Below are 19013 nucleotides of genomic sequence, written 5' to 3'. Positions count from 1 at the left end.
GGCGCACAGCACACGGACGACTTGCATCCGAGTCCGCATCACGGTGACGGACTTAAAGTAAAACTTCAGATTCGGCGCTAAGTTTTGGATTCGCATTAGGAATCGCCGTATACCCTGACCAGCCTGTGGATAACTTTGTTGAGAACTCCCCGTCCAATCGCCGCAAAGCGCGCGGGGCCGTGCTTTCCGCTGTTTCCGGCCGCCGTGTGCCGCGCCCCGCGGAGCCTTATTCCATAAGGCTGCTATTCAAATTACCCAACCATAGCGAGACAATTCGACCGATGCAGGGCTCTACCGCGCTGCAACGTGGAAAATGTGCATAAGTCAAGTCTTGACAAGCGATGGATCGGCAACCGGGGCGGGGTTGCGCCCTGTTTAGCGCCGACAGCGAAACGCCGTCATCCCGCAGTGCAGCATGACAACGCTTGCGCTCAGCCCGCCGCTCCGCTACGAATCTTGCGGCTGTGCGTGTGCACTTCGTCGACGAGTTCGGCGACGTGGTCGGGCGACGTGAACTGCGAGATGCCGTGGCCGAGGTTGAATACGTGGCCGGGATGATTGCCGTAGCTGTCGAGTACCGCGCGCGCCTGCTCGCGCACGGCGGCCGGCGGCGCAAACAGGATCGTCGGGTCGAGGTTCCCCTGCAGCGCAACGCGCCCCGCGACACGCTCGCGTGCGGCGCCGAGGTTGACCGTCCAGTCGAGCCCGACCGCGTCGACGCCGGTCGCCGCGATTTCCTCGAGCCACAGCCCGCCGCCCTTCGTGAAAGTGATCACCGGCACGCGCTCGCCGTCGTGCTCGCGCTTCAGTTGCGCGACCACGCGACGGATGTAGTCGAGCGAGAAGCGCTGGTATGCGCCGTCCGCCAGCGCGCCGCCCCACGTATCGAAGATCATCACGGCCTGCGCGCCGGCTTCGATCTGCGCGTTCAGGTACGCGGCCACGGCCTGCGCGTTCACGTCGAGGATGCGGTGCATCAGGTCGGGGCGCGAATACGCCATCGACTTCACCGTGCGGAAGTCGTCCGACCCACCGCCTTCGACCATGTAGCACGCGAGCGTCCACGGGCTGCCCGAGAAGCCGATCAGCGGCACGCGCTGGCGGCCCTGGCCGTCGGTCAGCGCGCGGCGAATCTCGCGCACGGCGCCCGTCACGTAGCCGAGCGTTTCCTCGATGTCGGGCACCGCGAGCTTCGCGACATCGGCCTCGGTGCGCACCGGATGCGCGAACTTCGGCCCTTCGCCGACCTGGAAGTCGAGGCCGAGGCCCATCGCGTCGGGAATCGTCAGGATGTCCGAGAACAGGATCGCGGCGTCGAGCGGGAAGCGCTCGAGCGGCTGCAGCGTCACTTCGGTCGCGTAATCGGGATTCTTCGCAAGGCCGAGGAAGCTGCCGGCGCGCGCGCGCGTCGCGTTGTACTCGGGCAGGTAGCGGCCAGCCTGGCGCATCAGCCAGATCGGCGTGTAGTCGGTCGGCTCGCGCAGAAGCGCACGCAGGAAGGTGTCGTTGAGCAGGGTATGGGCCACGGTAGGAGCGACGATGCGAAGGCAAAACGGCATTTTACCGGAGCGGGGCCGCATGGCTGCGTATGTCGATGCGATGGCGGCCATATGACGCGCGCGATGGCTCCGTTATGATCGGACGCTGATATCGAACCGATCCACGGAGGAGACCGATGAAGACATTTGCCACGCGCGCCGCGCTCGCCGCCGCCACCCTGCTTTGCTGCGCCGCCGCGCACGCGCAGGGTACGACCGCGACCGCACCGTCGTCCGCGGCCGCGGCCGGCTCGCGGCTCGACGACGTGCTCGCACGCGGCACGCTGCGCGTGTGCACGACGGGCGACTACAAGCCGTATTCGTACTACCGGAGCGACAGCCGCTTCGAGGGCATCGACATCGACATGGCCGAGTCGCTCGCGAAATCGCTCGGCGTGAAGGCCGACTTCGTGAAGACGAGCTGGTCGAACCTCACCAACGACTTCGTTGCGAAGTGCGATATCGCGGTCGGCGGCGTATCGACGACGCTCGAGCGCCAGAAGCGCGTGTTCTTCACGCAGCCGTACGTGGTCGACGGCAAGACGCCGATCGTGCGCTGCGCGGACGCAGACAAGTACCAGACCGTCGCGCAGATCGACCGGCCCGAGACCCGCGTGATCGTGAACCCGGGCGGCACCAACGAGCGCTTCGCGAAGCAGTTCTTCACGCACGCGAACCTGACCGTCTACCCTGACAACGTGACGATCTTCAAGCAGATCCTCGCGGGCAAGGCGGACGTCATGGTGACGGACGCATCCGAGACGCTGCTGCAGCAAAAGCTGAATCCGGGCCTGTGCTCGGTGCATCCGGACAAGCCGTTCCAGTTCGGCGAAAAGGCGTACATGGTGCCGCGCGGCGACGTCGTGTTCCAGCAGTATGTCGACCAGTGGCTGCACCTCGCGCTGTCGACCGGCGAATACCAGGCGATCGCCGACAAGTGGCTGAAGTAAGCGCGATCGCGGGCGGCAACGGCGGCCGATAGCAGACAACGCCGCCGCTATCGCAGCAGGCGAACGGGGCGCGGGCGGCGGTATGGCCGTCCGCCGCCCCCCGTTACACACGGCGCAGGGGGCTGAAGACGTAAAACCGCGAAAATTGGCCGAATGGCCGACTACCGCGCGCGCCGATCACGTTTCAAAATCTTTCTGACGAATGAATCGTCATATGCGATATGTGCCGCGCGATGCACATTGGGGCGTATAAATCGGCCATTCACCGATGCTGATACGCATGAAAAACGCATTATGTGCAACCGCTGAAAACTCTGCGGAAAAGATGGGTAAATATGACCTTTTTCAGGACCCCGAAAACAGCAAAAAATCCCGGAAAGCCTTATCTGGCGGGCGTTACAACCTGAAACACTTTGTTACCGCGAGGGGTGAGCAATTCGCCCACAATGGCCTCAACGGTTTCAACACGGATGCGGTCTCGTGTGCCAAGTGTGAGCGGACGCGAAGCGCTGCGAGCCAGTCGGTCACGTACCGAAGCCCTTCCGAGGGGCATCCCTGTTGGAGTCGTTTCCGGCCCCCCGCCGGATCCGGTTTCATCTTTGGTCTCCTCGCGCTAACCCCGTAGCGTGTGGTTTTTAGCGGGCTAATAAGCCCGCTTTTTTTCGTCCATCGAAAACGCAACGGCCCGCAGGCCGCCGCGTTTTTTTCCTGCCGCCGGCCAACCGGCCTCTCACGCGGTCTTCTGCACGTCCAGCTTCAGTTCCTCGATCATCCGGTCGCGCATCACGAACTTCTGCACCTTGCCCGTCACCGTCATCGGCAGCTCGTCGACGAAGCGGATGTAGCGCGGAATCTTGTAGTGCGCGATCTGGCCGCTGCAGAACGCGCGCACGTCGTCCTCGGTCATCTGCTCGTCCGCGCGCAGCACGATCCACGCGCACAGCTCCTCGCCGTATTTCGGATCCGGCACGCCGAACACCTGCGCGCTCTGAATCTTCGGATGCCTGAACAGAAATTCCTCGATCTCGCGCGGATACACGTTCTCGCCACCGCGGATCACCATGTCCTTCAGCCGACCGACGATATTGCAGTAGCCGTCCGCGTCGAGCGTCGCGAGGTCGCCCGTATGCATCCAGCCGTCGACCAGCACCTCGCGCGTCTTCGCGTCGTCGTCCCAATAGCCGAGCATCACCGAATAGCCCTTCGTGCACAGCTCGCCCGTCGCGCCGACCGGCACGATCTCGCCGTTCGGATCGACGATCTTCACCTCCAGGTGCGGCTGGATGCGCCCGACCGTCGTCGTGCGCTTCTCGAGCGGATCGTCGGTCGAGCTCTGGAACGACACGGGGCTCGTCTCCGTCATCCCGTACGCGATCGTGATCTCGCGCAAATGCATCTGCGACACGACGCGCTTCATCGTCTCGATCGGGCACGGCGAGCCGGCCATGATGCCGGTGCGCAGCGTCGACAGGTCGAACTTCGCGAAGTCCGGATGATCGAGCTCCGCGATGAACATCGTCGGCACGCCATGCAGCGCGGTACAGCGTTCGTCGGCCACGGCCGCGAGCGTCGCGATCGGATCGAACGCCTCGCCGGGGAATACCATCGCCGCGCCCTTCGACACGCACGCGAGCACGGCCAGCACCATCCCGAAGCAGTGATACAACGGCACCGGGATGCAGAGCGAATCCTGTTCGGTGAAGCGCATCGCCGCCGCGATCGAGCGTGCGTTGTTGACGACGTTGCGGTGCGTGAGCGTCGCGCCCTTCGGGCTGCCGGTCGTGCCGCTCGTGAACTGGATGTTGATCGGCTCGGTGGCCACGAGCGTCGCGCCGATCGCGTCGAGCCGCGCGACATCGAGCGTGTCGCGGCCGCGCGCCATCACGTCCGCGAAGCGGAACATGCCGGCCGGCGCCGCCTCGCCCATCGAAACGATCGTTCGCAGGCTCGGCACGCGCGCCGCATGCAGGTCGCCCGGCGTCGCGCTCGCGAGCTCCGGCGCGATGGTCTGCAGCATCTCGACGTACGCGGACGTCTTGAAGCGCTCGGCCGCGATCACGGCCTTGCAGCCCACCTTGTTCAGCGCGTATTCGAGTTCCGCGAGCCGGTAGGCCGGGTTGATGTTGACGAGCACCGCGCCGATCCGCGCGGTCGCGAACTGCGTGAGCAGCCATTCGCTGCGGTTCGGCGACCAGATGCCGACGCAGTCGCCCTTCACGATCCCGAGCGCGACGAGGCCCGCCGCGAGCACGTCGACCTCGCGTGCGAATTCGCGCCAGGTCCAGCGCACCTGCTGTTCTCGGAACACGACGGCCGGACGATCGGGAAAGCGGCCGGCCGTGTCGAGCAGGAACCGGCTGATCGTCGCTTCGGATAGCGGCACGTCGGTCGCGCCGCGCACGTACGACAGTCCGTTTTCGGGCGCGATCAGCGCCCCCTTGCCAAGGTCTGCTGCCATCGATGTCTCCGTCCGTTTTTGTCTGATCGGCCCGGCGCGCGGCTCGCGCGCGTGCCTGCTCCGCCACGATCGCGGCGGACTGCCTCTACCCGGATGATGCCGCGCTCTGCTGACGACACTCTGACATCAAATCGCGGCGGACGGATGAAATAGCACGACCGGACGATACGATCCGGCCCGCAAAAAACAGACGAAAACGACGGGCGAAAAAAAAGCAGCCCGAAGGCTGCTTTCTTTCGCGGGATACGCGCGCGCGGCTTAGTGCCGGCTGCGAATCTTCGCCAGACGCTGGATCGCTTCGAGCTGCGCCATCGCGGTCGCGAGCTCGGATTGCGCCTTTGCGAGGTCGAGGTCCGACTTCGCGTTCTGCAGCGTTTCCTCGGCACGCTTGCGCGCTTCCTCGGCTTTCGCCGCGTCGAGGTCCTTGCCGCGGATCGCGGTATCGGCGAGCACCGTCACGGCGCCCGGCTGCACTTCGAGAATGCCGCCTGCGACGAACACGAATTCGTCGTTGCCGCCCTCGACTTCGATGCGCACCGCACCCGGACGAATCCGGGTGATGAGCGGCGTGTGGCCCGGCAGAATGCCCAGCTCACCCGTTTCGCCCGGCAGCGCGACGAATTTCGCCTCGCCCGAGAAGATCTGCTCTTCCGCGCTGACGACGTCTACTTTGATGGTTGCCATATCGACTCCTGTCGATCGAAGCGAGCACTCGAGCGCTTACTCCGATCCCATGCACGGCGGGTTGAGCGTATTGCGTGGGCGCCTGTCCGCGAACGGATACCATCACGGTATCCCTCACGAACGTACCGGCGCCCGCTGCGTTACGCCTGACCCTTACGAGATCTTCTTGGCCTTTTCGAAGGCTTCGTCGATCGTGCCGACCATGTAGAACGCCTGTTCCGGCAGGTGGTCGCACTCGCCGTCGACGATCATCTTGAAGCCACGGATCGTTTCCTTCAGCGGCACGTACTTGCCCGGCGAGCCCGTGAACACTTCAGCGACGTGGAACGGCTGCGACAGGAAACGCTGGATCTTACGCGCACGTGCGACCGACAGCTTGTCTTCCGGCGACAGTTCGTCCATGCCCAGAATCGCGATGATGTCGCGCAGTTCCTTGTAGCGCTGCAGCGTCTGCTGAACGCGACGGGTGATCGAGTAGTGCTCTTCACCGATCACGTTCGGGTCGATCTGGCGCGACGTCGAGTCGAGCGGGTCGACCGCCGGGTAGATACCCAGCGAAGCGATGTCACGCGACAGAACGACGGTTGCGTCCAGGTGGCCGAAGGTGGTTGCCGGCGACGGGTCGGTCAAGTCGTCCGCAGGGACGTACACGGCCTGAACCGACGTAATCGAGCCCTTCTTGGTCGACGTGATGCGCTCTTGCAGCTTGCCCATTTCTTCAGCCAGCGTCGGCTGATAGCCCACTGCCGACGGCATACGGCCGAGCAGTGCCGACACTTCGGTACCGGCCAGCGTGAAACGGTAGATGTTGTCGACGAAGAACAGCACGTCGAGGCCTTCGTCACGGAAGTGCTCGGCCATCGTCAGGCCGGTCAGCGCGACGCGCAGACGGTTGCCCGGCGGCTCGTTCATCTGGCCGTACACCAGCGCGACCTTGTCGAGAACGTTCGAGTCCTTCATTTCGTGGTAGAAGTCGTTCCCTTCACGGGTACGCTCGCCCACGCCCGCGAACACGGAGTAACCGCCGTGTTCCTTCGCGATGTTGTTGATGAGCTCCATCATGTTGACGGTCTTGCCCACGCCTGCACCACCGAACAGGCCAACCTTGCCGCCCTTCGCGAACGGGCAGATCAGGTCGATGACCTTGATACCCGTTTCGAGCAGTTCGGTCGACGGCGACAGTTCGTCGAACGCCGGAGCCTTCTGGTGGATCGAACGCGTCGTTTCGCTTTCGATCGGGCCGGCTTCGTCGATCGGACGGCCGAGCACGTCCATGATACGACCGAGGGTCGGCTTGCCGACCGGAACCGAAATCGGCTTGCTCGTGTTCTTCACGGTCAGGCCGCGGCGCAGGCCGTCGGATGCACCCAGACAGATGGTACGGACCACGCCGTCGCCCAGCTGCTGCTGGACTTCGAGCGTCAGTTCCGAGCCATCGAGAATGAGCGCGTCGTAGATCTTCGGCATGCTGTCGCGCGGGAATTCCACGTCGATAACGGCGCCGATGCACTGTACGATCTTGCCTTCTACCAAAGCAGCAGTACTCATCGCTTTTCCTTTAAATACCTGATTCTTTACTCGCGCAAAGGCGCAGTTGTCGTCCGTGGCGCGCGCTTAAACAGCGGCTGCGCCGCCGACGATCTCCGACAGTTCTTTCGTAATCGCGGCCTGGCGGCTCTTGTTGTACACGAGCTGCAGTTCGCTGATCACCGTCTTCGCGTTGTCGGACGCGGCCTTCATCGCGACCATCCGCGCCGATTGCTCGGACGCCATGTTCTCCGCGACGGCCTGGTACACCAGCGCCTCGACGTAACGCACGAGCAGTTCGTCGACGACTGCCTGCGCGTCCGGCTCGTAGATGTAGTCCCACGACGTGGCCGGCGTACCGTCATCGGCTTCGAAGTGTTCCGACGACAGCGGCAGCAGCTGCTCGATCACGGCTTCCTGCTTCATCGTGTTGACGAAGCGCGTGTAAGCGATATAGACCGCCGACAGCTTGCCTTCCGAGTACAGATCGAGCTGCGTCTTCACGGCGCCGATCAGCTTGTCCAGATGCGGGGTGTCGCCGAGGTGCACGACCTGCGACATCACCTTCGCGCCGAAGCGGTTCAGGAACCCGAGGCCCTTGCCGCCGATCGCGGTGGCTTCGACCTTCTGGCCCTTCTCTTCCAGCTCCTTGAACTTCTGCACCGTCGCACGCAGCACGTTGGTGTTCAGACCGCCGCAAAGACCCTTGTCCGTCGTGACGAGGATGATGCCGGCCGTCTGCGCGCCGTCGTTTGCCACCATGAACGGGTGGCGGTACTCCGGGTTCGCACGGCTCATGTGCGCGGCGATGGCACGGACCTTGTCTGCATACGGACGAGCGGCGCGCATGCGTTCCTGCGCGCGACGCATCTTCGATGCAGCCACCATCTCCATCGCCTTCGTGATCTTGCGCGTGTTCTGCACGCTCTTGATCTTGCCGCGAATTTCCTTCATTCCAGCCATAGCTTGCTCCTTGACCGAAGCGGCGCGGGCGCATCAGCACCCGCGCGGCCTCAGTGTGTCACTCGCGGATCAATAGGCACCGGACTTCTTGAAGGATTCGATCGCCGAGCGCAGCGCGCCTTCGTCGTCCTTCGAGAGATCCTTGGTGTCTTCGATGCGCTTGATGAGGTCAGCGTGGCTGGTCTTCAGGTTGTCGCGCAGGCCCTTCTCGAACGACAGCACTTGCTTGACGTCGAGATCGTCGAGGTAGCCGTTGTTCGCGGCGTACAGCGACACGGCCAGTTCCCAGACCTGCAGCGGCTGGTACTGCGGCTGCTTCAGCAGTTCCGTCACGCGGCGGCCGCGCTCGAGCTGCTTGCGGGTCGCTTCGTCGAGGTCCGATGCGAACTGCGCGAATGCGGCCAGTTCACGGTACTGCGCGAGGTCGGTACGGATACCGCCCGACAGCTTCTTCACGACCTTCGTCTGAGCGGCGCCACCGACTCGCGACACCGACACGCCGGCGTTGATTGCCGGGCGGATGCCTGCGTTGAACAGGTCGGTTTCCAGGAAGATCTGGCCGTCGGTAATCGAGATCACGTTCGTCGGAACGAACGCGGTCACGTCGCCAGCCTGCGTTTCGATGACCGGCAGTGCCGTCAGCGAGCCGCTCTTGCCCTTCACTTCGCCGTTCGTGAACTTCTCGACGTACTCTTCCGACACGCGAGCAGCACGCTCGAGCAGACGCGAGTGCAGATAGAACACGTCGCCCGGGTACGCTTCACGGCCCGGCGGGCGGCGCAGCAGCAGCGAGATCTGACGGTATGCCCAAGCTTGCTTGGTCAAGTCGTCATAGATGATCAGCGCGTCTTGGCCGCGGTCGCGGAAGTATTCGCCCATCGTGCAGCCGGCGTACGGCGCGAGGTACTGCATCGCTGCCGAATCCGAAGCCGAAGCGGCGACGACGATCGTGTATTCCATCGCGCCCGTTTCTTCGAGCTTGCGAACCACGTTCATGATCGACGAAGCCTTCTGGCCGATCGCGACGTAGATACAGATCAGGTCCTTGCCCTTCTGGTTGATGATCGCGTCGAGCGCCACCGCGGTCTTGCCGCACTGACGGTCGCCGATGATCAGCTCACGCTGGCCACGGCCGATCGGCACCATCGCGTCGATCGACTTGATGCCCGTCTGCACCGGCTGCGACACCGACTTACGCCAGATCACGCCCGGGGCGATCTTTTCGATCGCGTCGGTCAGCTTCGCGTTGACCGGGCCCTTGCCGTCGATCGGGTTGCCGAGCGCATCGACCACGCGGCCGACGAGTTCCGGACCAACCGGGACTTCGAGAATGCGGCCCGTCGTCTTGACGATGTCGCCTTCCGAGATGTGTTCGTATTCGCCGAGAATCACCGCGCCGACCGAGTCGCGCTCGAGGTTCAGCGCGAGGCCGAACGTGTTGCCCGGAAACTCGAGCATTTCGCCCTGCATCACGTCCGACAGGCCGTGGATACGCACGATACCGTCGGTCACGGAGATCACGGTGCCCTGGTTGCGAACGTCTGCGCTCGCTTCAAGGCCCTGGATCCGGCTCTTGATCAGCTCGCTGATCTCAGAGGGATTGAGTTGCATTATTCGCTCCTGATAGTCAATTCTGTTGCGTGCCGGCGTGGCGCTCAGGCGGTCAAGGCAGCCTGCATCGATGCGAGGCGCGCGCGAACCGAGGTGTCGAGCACTTCGTCGCCGACCGTCACGCGCACGCCGCCGATCAGCGACGAATCGACTTCGACCGTCGGCTTCAGCTTGCGCTTGAACTTGCGTTCGAGGCCAGAGACGAGGCTTTCGAGATCCGCGCCGTTCAGCGGGAACGCGCTCACGATCTCGGCGTCGGCTGCACCTTCACGTTCGTTCTTGAGCGCCTCGAACTGCTCGGCGATTTCCGGCAGCAGCGCGATGCGATGATTGTCGACCAGCATCTGCACGAAGTTCTTCGCTTCGGCGCCGGCCGCGACCGGCGACTTCACCGCAGCAAGCAGCAACTCGGCTACTTGCGTGCGCGTCACCTTCGGGCTCGACGCGACCGACAGCACTTCCGGCAGACGCGCAACCTGGGCCAGCTCTTGCACGAGCGTGGACCAGGCGGCGATGTCACCTCCCTCGGCCACGCGGAACAGCGCTTCTGCGTAAGGGCGGGCGATGGTTGCAAGTTCGGCCATGATCAGAGCTCGGCTTTCAGTTGATTCAGCAGTTGGGCGTGGGCCGTTTGATCGACTTCGCGCTTCAGGATCTGCTCGGCGCCCTTCACGGCCAGCGCGGCGACTTCGCCACGCAGCGCTTCGCGCGCCTTCACGATTTGCTGTTCTGCTTCCGCTTTCGCCTGGGCGACGATGCGGGCGGCTTCAGCCTGGGCGTTGGCCTTGATTTCCTCGGCGACCGCCTGGGCACGCTTTTCAGCGTCGGCGATGCGCTGCTGGCCGTCGTTGCGGGCCTGCGCGAGTTCCTGGTCCACGCGCTTGTGCGCTGCGTCGAGTTCCGCCTTGCCCTTCTCCGCGGCTGCGAGGCCGTCGGCGATCTTCTTCGAACGTTCGTCGAGGGCGTTGATCAACGGCGGCCACACGAATTTCATCGTGAACCACGCGAGGACCAGGAACACGACCATTTGCGCAAACAGAGTTGCGTTGAGATTCACGGTGTTTCCTTATCTGCTATTCCGGAAAAATGAAACGGTAAGGCGCTCATCGAGTTGCATTCGATCAGCGCCCCAAGTCTCCGTTCCGCCCTGCGCCGGCTCACGCCGGTCGCATATTTCCGAGGAACCTTAGCCTGCGACGAGCTTCGACAGGAGCGGGTTCGCGAACGCGAACAGCATTGCGACACCAACGCCGATCAGGAATGCAGCGTCGATCAGGCCGGCCAGCAGGAACATCTTCGTTTGCAGCGGGTTGATGAGTTCCGGCTGACGTGCGCAGGCTTCGATGTACTTGCCACCCATCAGCGCGATACCGATACAGGCGCCGATTGCACCCAGGCCGATGATGATGCCGATACCGATGGCGGTCAGACCCTGGATGTTGGCGATGTAAGCTTGCATGATCACTCCTTTGTGAAAAGACTTGGAACTGAGATTTAAAAAACTAAAACGGAAACTCTTTTTTGCACGCCGCGCTTAGTGCTTGTCGTGCGCTTGGCCGAGATACACCAGCGTCAGCATCATGAAGATGAATGCCTGCAACAGAACAATCAGGATGTGGAAGATTGCCCAGACGCTACCCGCGATCACGTGACCAACGAAGCCGAGGAACGTTGCGTCGCCACCGAAGCTCCACATGCTGCCGAGCAGGGCGATCAACAGGAACAACAGCTCACCCGCGTACATGTTGCCGAACAGCCGCATGCCGAGGGAGACGGTCTTCGCGAGATATTCGACGATGTTGAGCGCGAGGTTAGGGATCCACAGCAGCGGGTGGGCACCGAACGGGGCCGACAGCAGCTCATGCACAAAGCCGCCCGCGCCCTTGATCTTGATGCTGTAGTAGATCATCAGGACGAACACGCCGAGCGCGATGCCGAGCGTGCCGTTCAGGTCGGCCGTCGGGACGATGCGATGGTGGGAAATCACGTCCGACAGACCGAGCAGGCCGATCACGCGGCCCGGCAGGTCGACGGGGAGGAAGTCGAGGGAGTTCATCAGCGCGACCCACACGAACACCGTGAGGGCGAGCGGAGCGATGAAGGTGCGGTTGCCGTGGACGATGGCCTTCGATTGATCCTCGACCATTTCGACGAGCATCTCGATTGCGCACTGGAAACGGCCCGGCACGCCCGACGTCGCCTTGCGGGCGGCCAGACGCAGCAGGAGGATCGTCACGATGCCGCACACGATCGACCAGAACAGCGTGTCGAGGTTCCAGACGTGGATGTCGAAAATCGACGTCTGATGCGAGGTGGAGAAATTCTGCAAGTGGTGCGCAATGTACTCGGACGGATCCGGACCGCGCGTGCCTTCGCTAGCTGCCATATCGTTAATGCCACCCAAATTGTCGAAAATCGTTTTGCCCCGTTCCGCAATACGCTATTGCCGCGATTGCGGGAACGGGCCGGTGCGGTTCGTTGTCGAAACCGCACGCTGCTTGTTGCTTACCGCCAGGCCAGCGCGATCCAGTACGTCTTCAGCACGACGAGGTAGGTGACGAGGAGTGCAGGCCAGTGCACGCCGGCGTAGCCGTATGCCACTGCGGCGAACATCCCGATCGTCACGCCGAGCTTCAGGGCTTCGCCCATCACCCAGCTCATCACGGTGGCCGAGCCACCTGCCTTCAGTCGTGCCACGAACAACGCGCTTGGCACCCAGCCGATCGCCCCGCCCAGAAACGCGGATTGCGCAGCGGCGCCCGGCGACTTTGAAAACAGCCACCACGCCAGCGTTGCAACCAGGGACAAGACCACCTGCGCGATCACCACCTTGTAGGGGGTCACGCGCGACGGCTTGCTCACGTCCGGACCGAACAACCTCTCGGCTTCCGTCCGCGTGAGCGGAACGATGTTGTTATCTTGCTGCTCGGCATCCCAGTCGTCGTCATCGGACTCGCGCCGCTCGCCGGCCGCTGAAGCGGTGCGTTGCGCTCGGTGATCATCGTGCCTGTCGTTCGGCGCCTGACCCGCCATCGCAATCTTCCGCAAAATCCTTGAACCCGGCCCCTGCTTTCCGAAAGCTTTCAGGGGTGCCTAGCTAACAAATCCGGGCGATTGTAAGCGATAGTTGCAAGTGATTCAAGGCTTTAGACGCGACAAAAACCTGCGTAAAACGACGCCTCATCATGTGAAAAACGCGCGAATCCACGACGTACGATGACAGTTGTAAGGTCGCTTTTTTGCACCGGTATTTCTTGCCCGAAAAAGTCCGGCGACGAGGCAATGACGTGGCATCGACGCCTGGTGCGGGCGACACCGGCGCGACGCGTTTGCAGCAGGAATTCCGCTGTGACGCGATCACGGATAATGATCCGGCGCAGCGATGCGAAGGAGAGGAAATACTGTGACCACCGCGACGAGCGCGATGCGTGAAATACGCTCGCACGCGAGCGCGTCGATGCCAGCAATCAGTTGTTGTGCCACCACAGTCGATCGACTGTGGATCGCCGCACTTATCAACAGCCCCCGGTTTCTCACCCACTGCGAATGCTGTGCCCCACCCCGTCAAGCTTGCAGCACGCCTGCACCGCAGGCGGCCGCATCGCTTAACCGCGCACGAGCAACCACGCACCCAATGCCGCGCTCACCAGCGCGAACGGGATCGACACGAGGTGAAACGGCAGCCACATGCGCGGCTCCTTCGCGAGACGCACCGCGATCAGGTTCGCGAGCGAACCGATCGCGAAACCGAAACCGCCGACCGATACGCCGAACGCGAGCGCCCGCCAGTCGCGCGTGAATTCCGACAGCAGGATCGCCGCCGGCACGTTGCTGATGCCCTGCGACAGCACCGCGCCTGCCGCGAACACGCGCAGCGGCGAATCGAGGTGAGTCCGCGCGATCGCGTCGTGCACGACGGGCAACGCGGCCGCGCTGCGCAGCACGACGAACATCAGCACGAAGATCAGCAGCAGCAGCCAGTCGATCTTCAGGACTGCATCACGTCTCGCCACCAGCAGCGCGATCACGACGGCAATCAGGCCCGGCACGGGATGGTGCGCATCGGCGAGCAGCACGAACGCACCGAACAGCACCGCCGCGAGCAACGCATGCAGGCGCTGGACGGGGACGGCCTGGACGTCTCCAGACAGATCGAGCGGCTTCGCGCGAAACGCACACGCCGTCAGCACGAGCAGCAGCGCCATCAGCGCCAGCGCGAGCGGCCCGAGCGTGACGACGAAGCGGCCGAACGACACGCCGCTCAATTGCCACAGGAACAGGTTCTGGGGATTGCCGAGCGGAGTCGCGACGGACCCCGCATTGACGGCCAGCGCGACCACGATCACGAGCCGCCGGAAAGGCAGCGGCGTCAGCAGGCGCAGCGACACCATCAGCGGCACGACGACGAACAGCGCGACATCGTTGGTGAGCCACATCGCGAGCGCCGCCGCGAACACGACGAGCAACATCGCCAGCCCGCGCTCGGAATGCACGTGATGCACGATGCGATGCGCGAGCCACATCAGGCACCCGGACAGCTCGAGCGCCTTGGTCAGCATCAGCAGACCCGCGAGCGTCGCGACGGTCTGCCAGTCGACGAGACCGGCCAATGCGGCAATTGGTTGCGGACGCAACAATTGAAGAATAATCAGTGCAAGCGCCAGTACCGCCAGCACCGGCTCCTGCATCAGCCATCCGAGCCATCGGCGCGGCGCTGCCGCGCCCATGTTCTCCGTCAATCGCACCTCGTTACTCTTCCGTCGCGACGTTGCCGCGAAGGCGCGCGAGAATGCCCTCGAGCGCGTCGAGGTTGCCGAAGTCGATCAGCACCTGCCCTCGCCCGCGGCGGCCGAGCTTGATCTTCACCGTCGACGCGAGCAGGTCGGACAACTCTTCCTCGAGACGGCGCGTGTCGCGGCCGCCGTCATCCTTCGCGCGCGCCTTCACCGCCGGCGCTTCCTTCGTCGTGTGCGCGACCAGCTTCTCGGTCTCGCGCACCGACATGCGCTTGTTGACGACCTGATGCGCGAGCGTGATCTGCGTCGCGGCGTCGACCGCGAGCAGCGCGCGCGCGTGCCCCATGTCGAGATCGCCGGCCAGCAGCATCGTCTGCACTGGCGAAGCGAGGTTCAGCAGGCGCAGCAGGTTCGATACCGCGCTGCGCGAACGGCCGACCGATTCGGCCGCCTGTTCGTGCGTGAAACCGAACTCGTCGAGCAGACGCTGGATACCGTGCGCCTCTTCCAGCGGGTTCAGGTCCTCGCGCTGGATGTTCTCGATCAGCGCCATCGCCGCGGCGGCCTGATCGGACACGTCCTTCACGAGCACCGGCACTTCGTCGAGGCCAGCCAGGCGTGCCGCGCGGAAACGCCGCTCGCCTGCGATGATCTCGTATTTGTCAGACGAAATGGGGCGTACCAGGATCGGCTGCATCACGCCTTGCGCGCGAATGCTGGCCGCCAGCTCCTGCAGGCTGCCTTCGTCCATCCGCGTCCGCGGCTGGTACTTGCCGGCCTGCAGCTTGCCGAGCGCGAGCGTGTTCGGTGCCCCTTCGATCTTCACCGCTTCGGTGATGTCCGCACTGCCGCCGAGCAGCGCTTCGAGGCCACGTCCCAAGCCCTTCTTCTTTGGTACCGCGTTCATGTCTTTCTTCCTCGCTTCGCTCATGTCCGGATCACGACACCTCGAACGCGCGCACGCGATCGATCATCTCGGCACCGAACTGGAGATACGCCTGCGCACCGCGCGAATTGCGGTCGAACACGACGCCCGGCAACCCGTAACTCGGCGCTTCCGCGAGGCGCACGTTGCGCGGAATCACAGCGTCGAACACCTTGTCGCCGAAGTGCGCTTTCAGTTGATCGGAGACTTGCTGCTGCAGCGTGATGCGCGGATCGAACATCACGCGCAACAAGCCGATGATCTTCAGGTCGCGATTCATGTTCGCGTGGACCTGCTTGATCGTGTTGACGAGATCCGACAACCCTTCCAGCGCGAAGTACTCGCACTGCATCGGGATCACGACGCCGTGCGCCGCGCACAGCCCGTTCAGCGTCAGCAGCGACAGCGTCGGCGGGCAATCGATCAGCACGAAGTCGTAGTCGTCGGCCACATGCTCGAGCGCGGCCTTCAACCGACGCTCGCGGTTGTCGATGCTGATCAGTTCGATCTCGGCACCCGACAGCTCGCGGTTGGCCGGCAGCACGTCGTACGTGACGCCCTCCGGACGCACGCGCGCGTCCGTCACCGAGACGCCGTCAACCAGCACTTCGTACACGGTCGACTCGCAGGCGGCCTTGTCGATCCCGCTACCCATCGTCGCGTTGCCCTGCGGGTCGAGATCGATCAGCAGGACTCGTTGCTCCTGCGCTGCAAGGCTTGCGGCGAGATTGACCGATGTCGTCGTCTTGCCGACGCCCCCCTTCTGGTTCGCAACGCAGAAGATCTTTGCCATCGTTGGTGTGTTCCCTTTACCTTCAAACAAACAGCGCGCTACCGCGCGCCTTCAATTCGCCTCGTCGACGGTGACCTCGATCAGATGCCGTTCGGCATCGAGCATCGGCACCGCCAGCCGCATCGTCTGCTTTACGCGACTGCCTTCCGGCAGCCGTGCAATTTCGTCGTCCGGGTGGACACCCTTCATTGCCCAGATCGATCCGCCGGGCGCGACGAGATGTCGAGCAAGTTTAACGAAGTCGGATAGATCCGCGAAGGCGCGGGATACGATCATGTCGAATTTTTCCGGCACTTCGACACCCGGCTGCAGCGATTCGACCCGCCCGGTGACGACCGACAGGTTCGCGAGCTTCAGCTCCGCACGCATCTGCGTCTGGAATGCAGACTTCTTCTGCACGATATCGTTCAGCGTCACTTGCCAGTCCGGCCGGACGATCGCCAGCACGATACCGGGCAACCCGCCGCCCGAACCCACGTCGAGCACGCGCGCCGATGCACGGTCGCGCAGATGCGGAACGATGGAGAGTGAATCAAGAATGTGCTGGATCAGCATCTGCTTCGGGTCGCGGATCGCGGTCAGGTTGTAGACCGCGTTCCACTTGCCGAGCAGCGCGACGTAATCGAGCAGCTGGTTGCGTTGTGTGTCCGTCAATGCGATGTCGAGCGCGGCCGTGCCGTCGACGAGCATTTGTTCAAGTACGTCCCGATTAACCGCCGGCGCGCGACGGGCCGTCATTGTTGCGTCGGGACGGTGCCGTCCCCCTGCTCGGTCGCCTCTGCGGCAGTGCCATTACGACGGCCGAGGCCACGGCGCTTCAGGTGCACCATCAGCAGCGAGATCGCAGCCGGCGTGACGCCCGAGATCCGCGATGCCTGGCCGATTGTTTCCGGCCGGAACTCGTTGAGCTTCTGGCTCACTTCGAACGACAGGCCGCGCACCTCGCGATAGTCGATACCGTCCGGCAGGCGCGTGTTCTCGTTCGCATCATTGCGCTCGATCTCGCTCGCCTGGCGTTCGATATAGCCCTGATATTTGATACCGATCTCGACCTGCTCCTTGATCTGCTCGAGCAGCACCGGATCGTCGGCCAACGGCTCCGCCGGACCGCATTCGCCGCCCTTCAGGCCGCACACGCCGTCGTAGCTGATACCCGGGCGACGCAGCAGTTCGGCGAGGCTGTACTCGTGATCGATCGCCTTGCCGAGCAGCGCGGTCGCCTCTTCCGGCGGCAGCGTCTTCGGCGTGACCCATGTCGACTTCAGTCGTTCGGTTTCACGTGAAACAGCGTCGCGCTTCCGGCTAAACGCATCCCAGCGCACGTCGTCGACCAGGCCCAGCTCGCGGCCGATCTCGGTCAGGCGCATGTCCGCATTGTCTTCACGCAGGCTCAAACGATACTCGGCACGGCTCGTGAACATCCGGTACGGCTCCGCCACGCCACGCGTGACGAGGTCGTCGACCAGCACGCCAAGGTACGCCTGGTCGCGACGCGGGCACCATGCGTCCTTCTCCTGCACGTAACGGCCTGCGTTCAGACCGGCCAGCAGGCCTTGAGCGGCCGCTTCTTCATAGCCCGTCGTGCCGTTGATCTGGCCCGCAAAGAACAGCCCGTTGATCGCCTTCGTCTCGAGCGATGCCTTCAGCGCGCGCGGGTCGAAGTAGTCGTATTCGATCGCATAGCCGGGGCGCAGGATGTGCGCATTCTCGAGGCCGCGCATCGAGTGCACGAGTTCGAGCTGCACGTCGAACGGCAGGCTCGTCGAAATCCCGTTCGGATAGAACTCGTTGGTCGTCAGCCCTTCCGGCTCGAGGAAGATCTGGTGCGATTCCTTCGACGCGAACCGGTGGATCTTGTCCTCGATCGACGGGCAGTAACGCGGGCCGACACCTTCGATCACGCCTGTATACATGGGCGACCGGTCGAGGCCGCCGCGAATGATGTCGTGCGTGCGCTCGTTCGTATGCGTGACCCAGCACGGCAACTGCTGCGGATGTTGCTCCGCACGGCCCAGGAACGAGAACACCGGGATCGGATCGAGGTCGCCCGGCTGCTCGTCCAGCTTCGAAAAATCGATCGAGCGGCCGTCGATACGCGGCGGCGTACCGGTCTTCAGGCGGCCCTGCGGCAGCTTCAGCTCCTTCAGACGCGCCGACAGCGACACGGCCGCCGGATCGCCCGCGCGACCGCCCGTGTAATTGTTCAGGCCGACGTGAATCTTGCCGTCGAGGAAGGTACCTGCCGTCAGCACCACCGCACGTGCGCGGAATCGGATGCCGATCTGCGTGACGGCGCCCACCACGCGGTCGCCTTCGACCATCAGATCGTCGACGGCCTGCTGGAACAGCCACAGGTTCGGCTGGTTCTCGAGCCGGTGGCGGATCGCAGCCTTGTACAGGATACGGTCGGCCTGCGCACGCGTCGCGCGCACGGCCGGGCCTTTCGACGAATTCAGGATCCGGAACTGAATACCGCTCTCGTCCGTCGCGGCGGCCATCGCGCCGCCGAGCGCATCGACTTCCTTGACCAGATGGCCCTTGCCAATGCCGCCGATCGACGGATTGCAGCTCATCTGCCCGAGCGTTTCGATGTTATGGGTCAGCAGCAGCGTCTTCGCACCCATACGGGCCGATGCCAACGCGGCCTCCGTGCCGGCGTGCCCGCCGCCGACGACGATGACGTCAAATTCTGTGGGAAAAAGCATGGTGGATTCCGCGCGCAGGACTGCGCACGAACCTATCTGAGAAATGTATGGGCCGAATTATAGCGGGTTCGGTTTTCACCCGAAGGCCGTCCGAATGGTAGGGACCGTTCATTTAGCCGGTTT

The 19013-nt window shown here is 63.6% G+C and carries 18 protein-coding genes; 1 reads left to right on the top strand and 17 read right to left on the bottom strand.

Going from position 1 to position 19013, the window contains the following annotated elements:
• Positions 1-431: 431 nt before the first annotated feature.
• Positions 432-1526 carry a uroporphyrinogen decarboxylase gene (hemE, locus tag U5A56_RS19010; protein ID WP_311766328.1) on the bottom strand — a complete coding sequence of 365 codons (1095 nt, stop codon included), beginning with the start codon at positions 1524-1526 and terminating at the stop codon, positions 432-434.
• Between the two features lie 149 nt (positions 1527-1675).
• Between hemE and U5A56_RS19005 the strand changes: the two genes are divergently transcribed.
• Positions 1676-2488 carry a transporter substrate-binding domain-containing protein gene (locus U5A56_RS19005; RefSeq protein ID WP_321802038.1) on the top strand — a complete coding sequence of 271 codons (813 nt, stop codon included), beginning with the start codon at positions 1676-1678 and terminating at the stop codon, positions 2486-2488.
• A gap of 730 nt (positions 2489-3218) precedes the next feature.
• Here U5A56_RS19005 and U5A56_RS19000 read toward each other — a convergent pair.
• The 16 genes from U5A56_RS19000 to mnmG form a co-directional block, all read right to left on the bottom strand.
• A complete protein-coding gene (locus U5A56_RS19000; protein WP_321923959.1) occupies positions 3219-4946 on the bottom strand; it encodes an AMP-binding protein in 1728 nt (575 codons plus the stop codon).
• Positions 4947-5204: 258 nt separating this feature from the next.
• Complete coding sequence (locus U5A56_RS18995) at positions 5205-5630, bottom strand: F0F1 ATP synthase subunit epsilon (protein WP_006477288.1); 426 nt, start codon at positions 5628-5630, stop codon at positions 5205-5207.
• A 153-nt stretch (positions 5631-5783) separates the two neighbouring features.
• A complete protein-coding gene (gene atpD, locus U5A56_RS18990; RefSeq protein WP_321802036.1) occupies positions 5784-7178 on the bottom strand; it encodes a F0F1 ATP synthase subunit beta in 1395 nt (464 codons plus the stop codon).
• Between the two features lie 66 nt (positions 7179-7244).
• Positions 7245-8120 (bottom strand): F0F1 ATP synthase subunit gamma, encoded by an 876-nt coding sequence (gene atpG / locus U5A56_RS18985; protein WP_034209645.1) that lies wholly within the window; start codon positions 8118-8120, stop codon positions 7245-7247.
• Between the two features lie 69 nt (positions 8121-8189).
• A complete protein-coding gene (gene atpA / locus U5A56_RS18980) occupies positions 8190-9731 on the bottom strand; it encodes a F0F1 ATP synthase subunit alpha (RefSeq protein ID WP_014895499.1) in 1542 nt (513 codons plus the stop codon).
• Positions 9732-9775: 44 nt separating this feature from the next.
• Positions 9776-10315: a F0F1 ATP synthase subunit delta gene (locus tag U5A56_RS18975; protein WP_014895498.1), complete on the bottom strand. Its 540-nt coding sequence runs from the start codon at positions 10313-10315 to the stop codon at positions 9776-9778.
• A 2-nt stretch (positions 10316-10317) separates the two neighbouring features.
• A complete protein-coding gene (locus U5A56_RS18970; RefSeq protein ID WP_006477283.1) occupies positions 10318-10788 on the bottom strand; it encodes a F0F1 ATP synthase subunit B in 471 nt (156 codons plus the stop codon).
• A gap of 129 nt (positions 10789-10917) precedes the next feature.
• A complete protein-coding gene (gene atpE, locus U5A56_RS18965) occupies positions 10918-11190 on the bottom strand; it encodes a F0F1 ATP synthase subunit C (RefSeq protein WP_021160442.1) in 273 nt (90 codons plus the stop codon).
• Between the two features lie 75 nt (positions 11191-11265).
• Positions 11266-12117: a F0F1 ATP synthase subunit A gene (gene atpB / locus U5A56_RS18960; RefSeq protein ID WP_039351439.1), complete on the bottom strand. Its 852-nt coding sequence runs from the start codon at positions 12115-12117 to the stop codon at positions 11266-11268.
• Positions 12118-12236: 119 nt separating this feature from the next.
• Complete coding sequence (locus tag U5A56_RS18955; RefSeq protein ID WP_044845236.1) at positions 12237-12764, bottom strand: ATP synthase subunit I; 528 nt, start codon at positions 12762-12764, stop codon at positions 12237-12239.
• A gap of 324 nt (positions 12765-13088) precedes the next feature.
• Complete coding sequence (locus U5A56_RS18950) at positions 13089-13214, bottom strand: hypothetical protein (RefSeq protein ID WP_268906925.1); 126 nt, start codon at positions 13212-13214, stop codon at positions 13089-13091.
• Between the two features lie 122 nt (positions 13215-13336).
• Complete coding sequence (locus U5A56_RS18945) at positions 13337-14458, bottom strand: SLC13 family permease (RefSeq protein ID WP_044845235.1); 1122 nt, start codon at positions 14456-14458, stop codon at positions 13337-13339.
• 22 nt (positions 14459-14480) lie between these two features.
• Positions 14481-15374 (bottom strand): ParB/RepB/Spo0J family partition protein, encoded by an 894-nt coding sequence (locus U5A56_RS18940; RefSeq protein WP_006482728.1) that lies wholly within the window; start codon positions 15372-15374, stop codon positions 14481-14483.
• A 31-nt stretch (positions 15375-15405) separates the two neighbouring features.
• Positions 15406-16185, bottom strand: coding sequence for a ParA family protein (locus U5A56_RS18935; protein WP_044845234.1), 780 nt, complete (start codon positions 16183-16185; stop codon positions 15406-15408).
• Between the two features lie 51 nt (positions 16186-16236).
• On the bottom strand, positions 16237-16923 hold the full coding sequence (gene rsmG / locus U5A56_RS18930; RefSeq protein ID WP_124486820.1) for a 16S rRNA (guanine(527)-N(7))-methyltransferase RsmG: 687 nt from the start codon (positions 16921-16923) through the stop codon (positions 16237-16239).
• Positions 16920-18890, bottom strand: a complete 1971-nt coding sequence (mnmG, locus tag U5A56_RS18925; protein WP_044845232.1) for a tRNA uridine-5-carboxymethylaminomethyl(34) synthesis enzyme MnmG — start codon at positions 18888-18890, stop codon at positions 16920-16922. The genes rsmG and mnmG overlap by 4 nt, the downstream gene beginning before the upstream one ends.
• Between the last annotated feature and the right edge of the window lie 123 nt (positions 18891-19013).

The organism is Burkholderia sp. BCC1998 (assembly GCF_905339875.1).
GTDB lineage: Bacteria > Pseudomonadota > Gammaproteobacteria > Burkholderiales > Burkholderiaceae > Burkholderia.
This window is presented reverse-complemented; position numbering and strand designations above follow the sequence as displayed.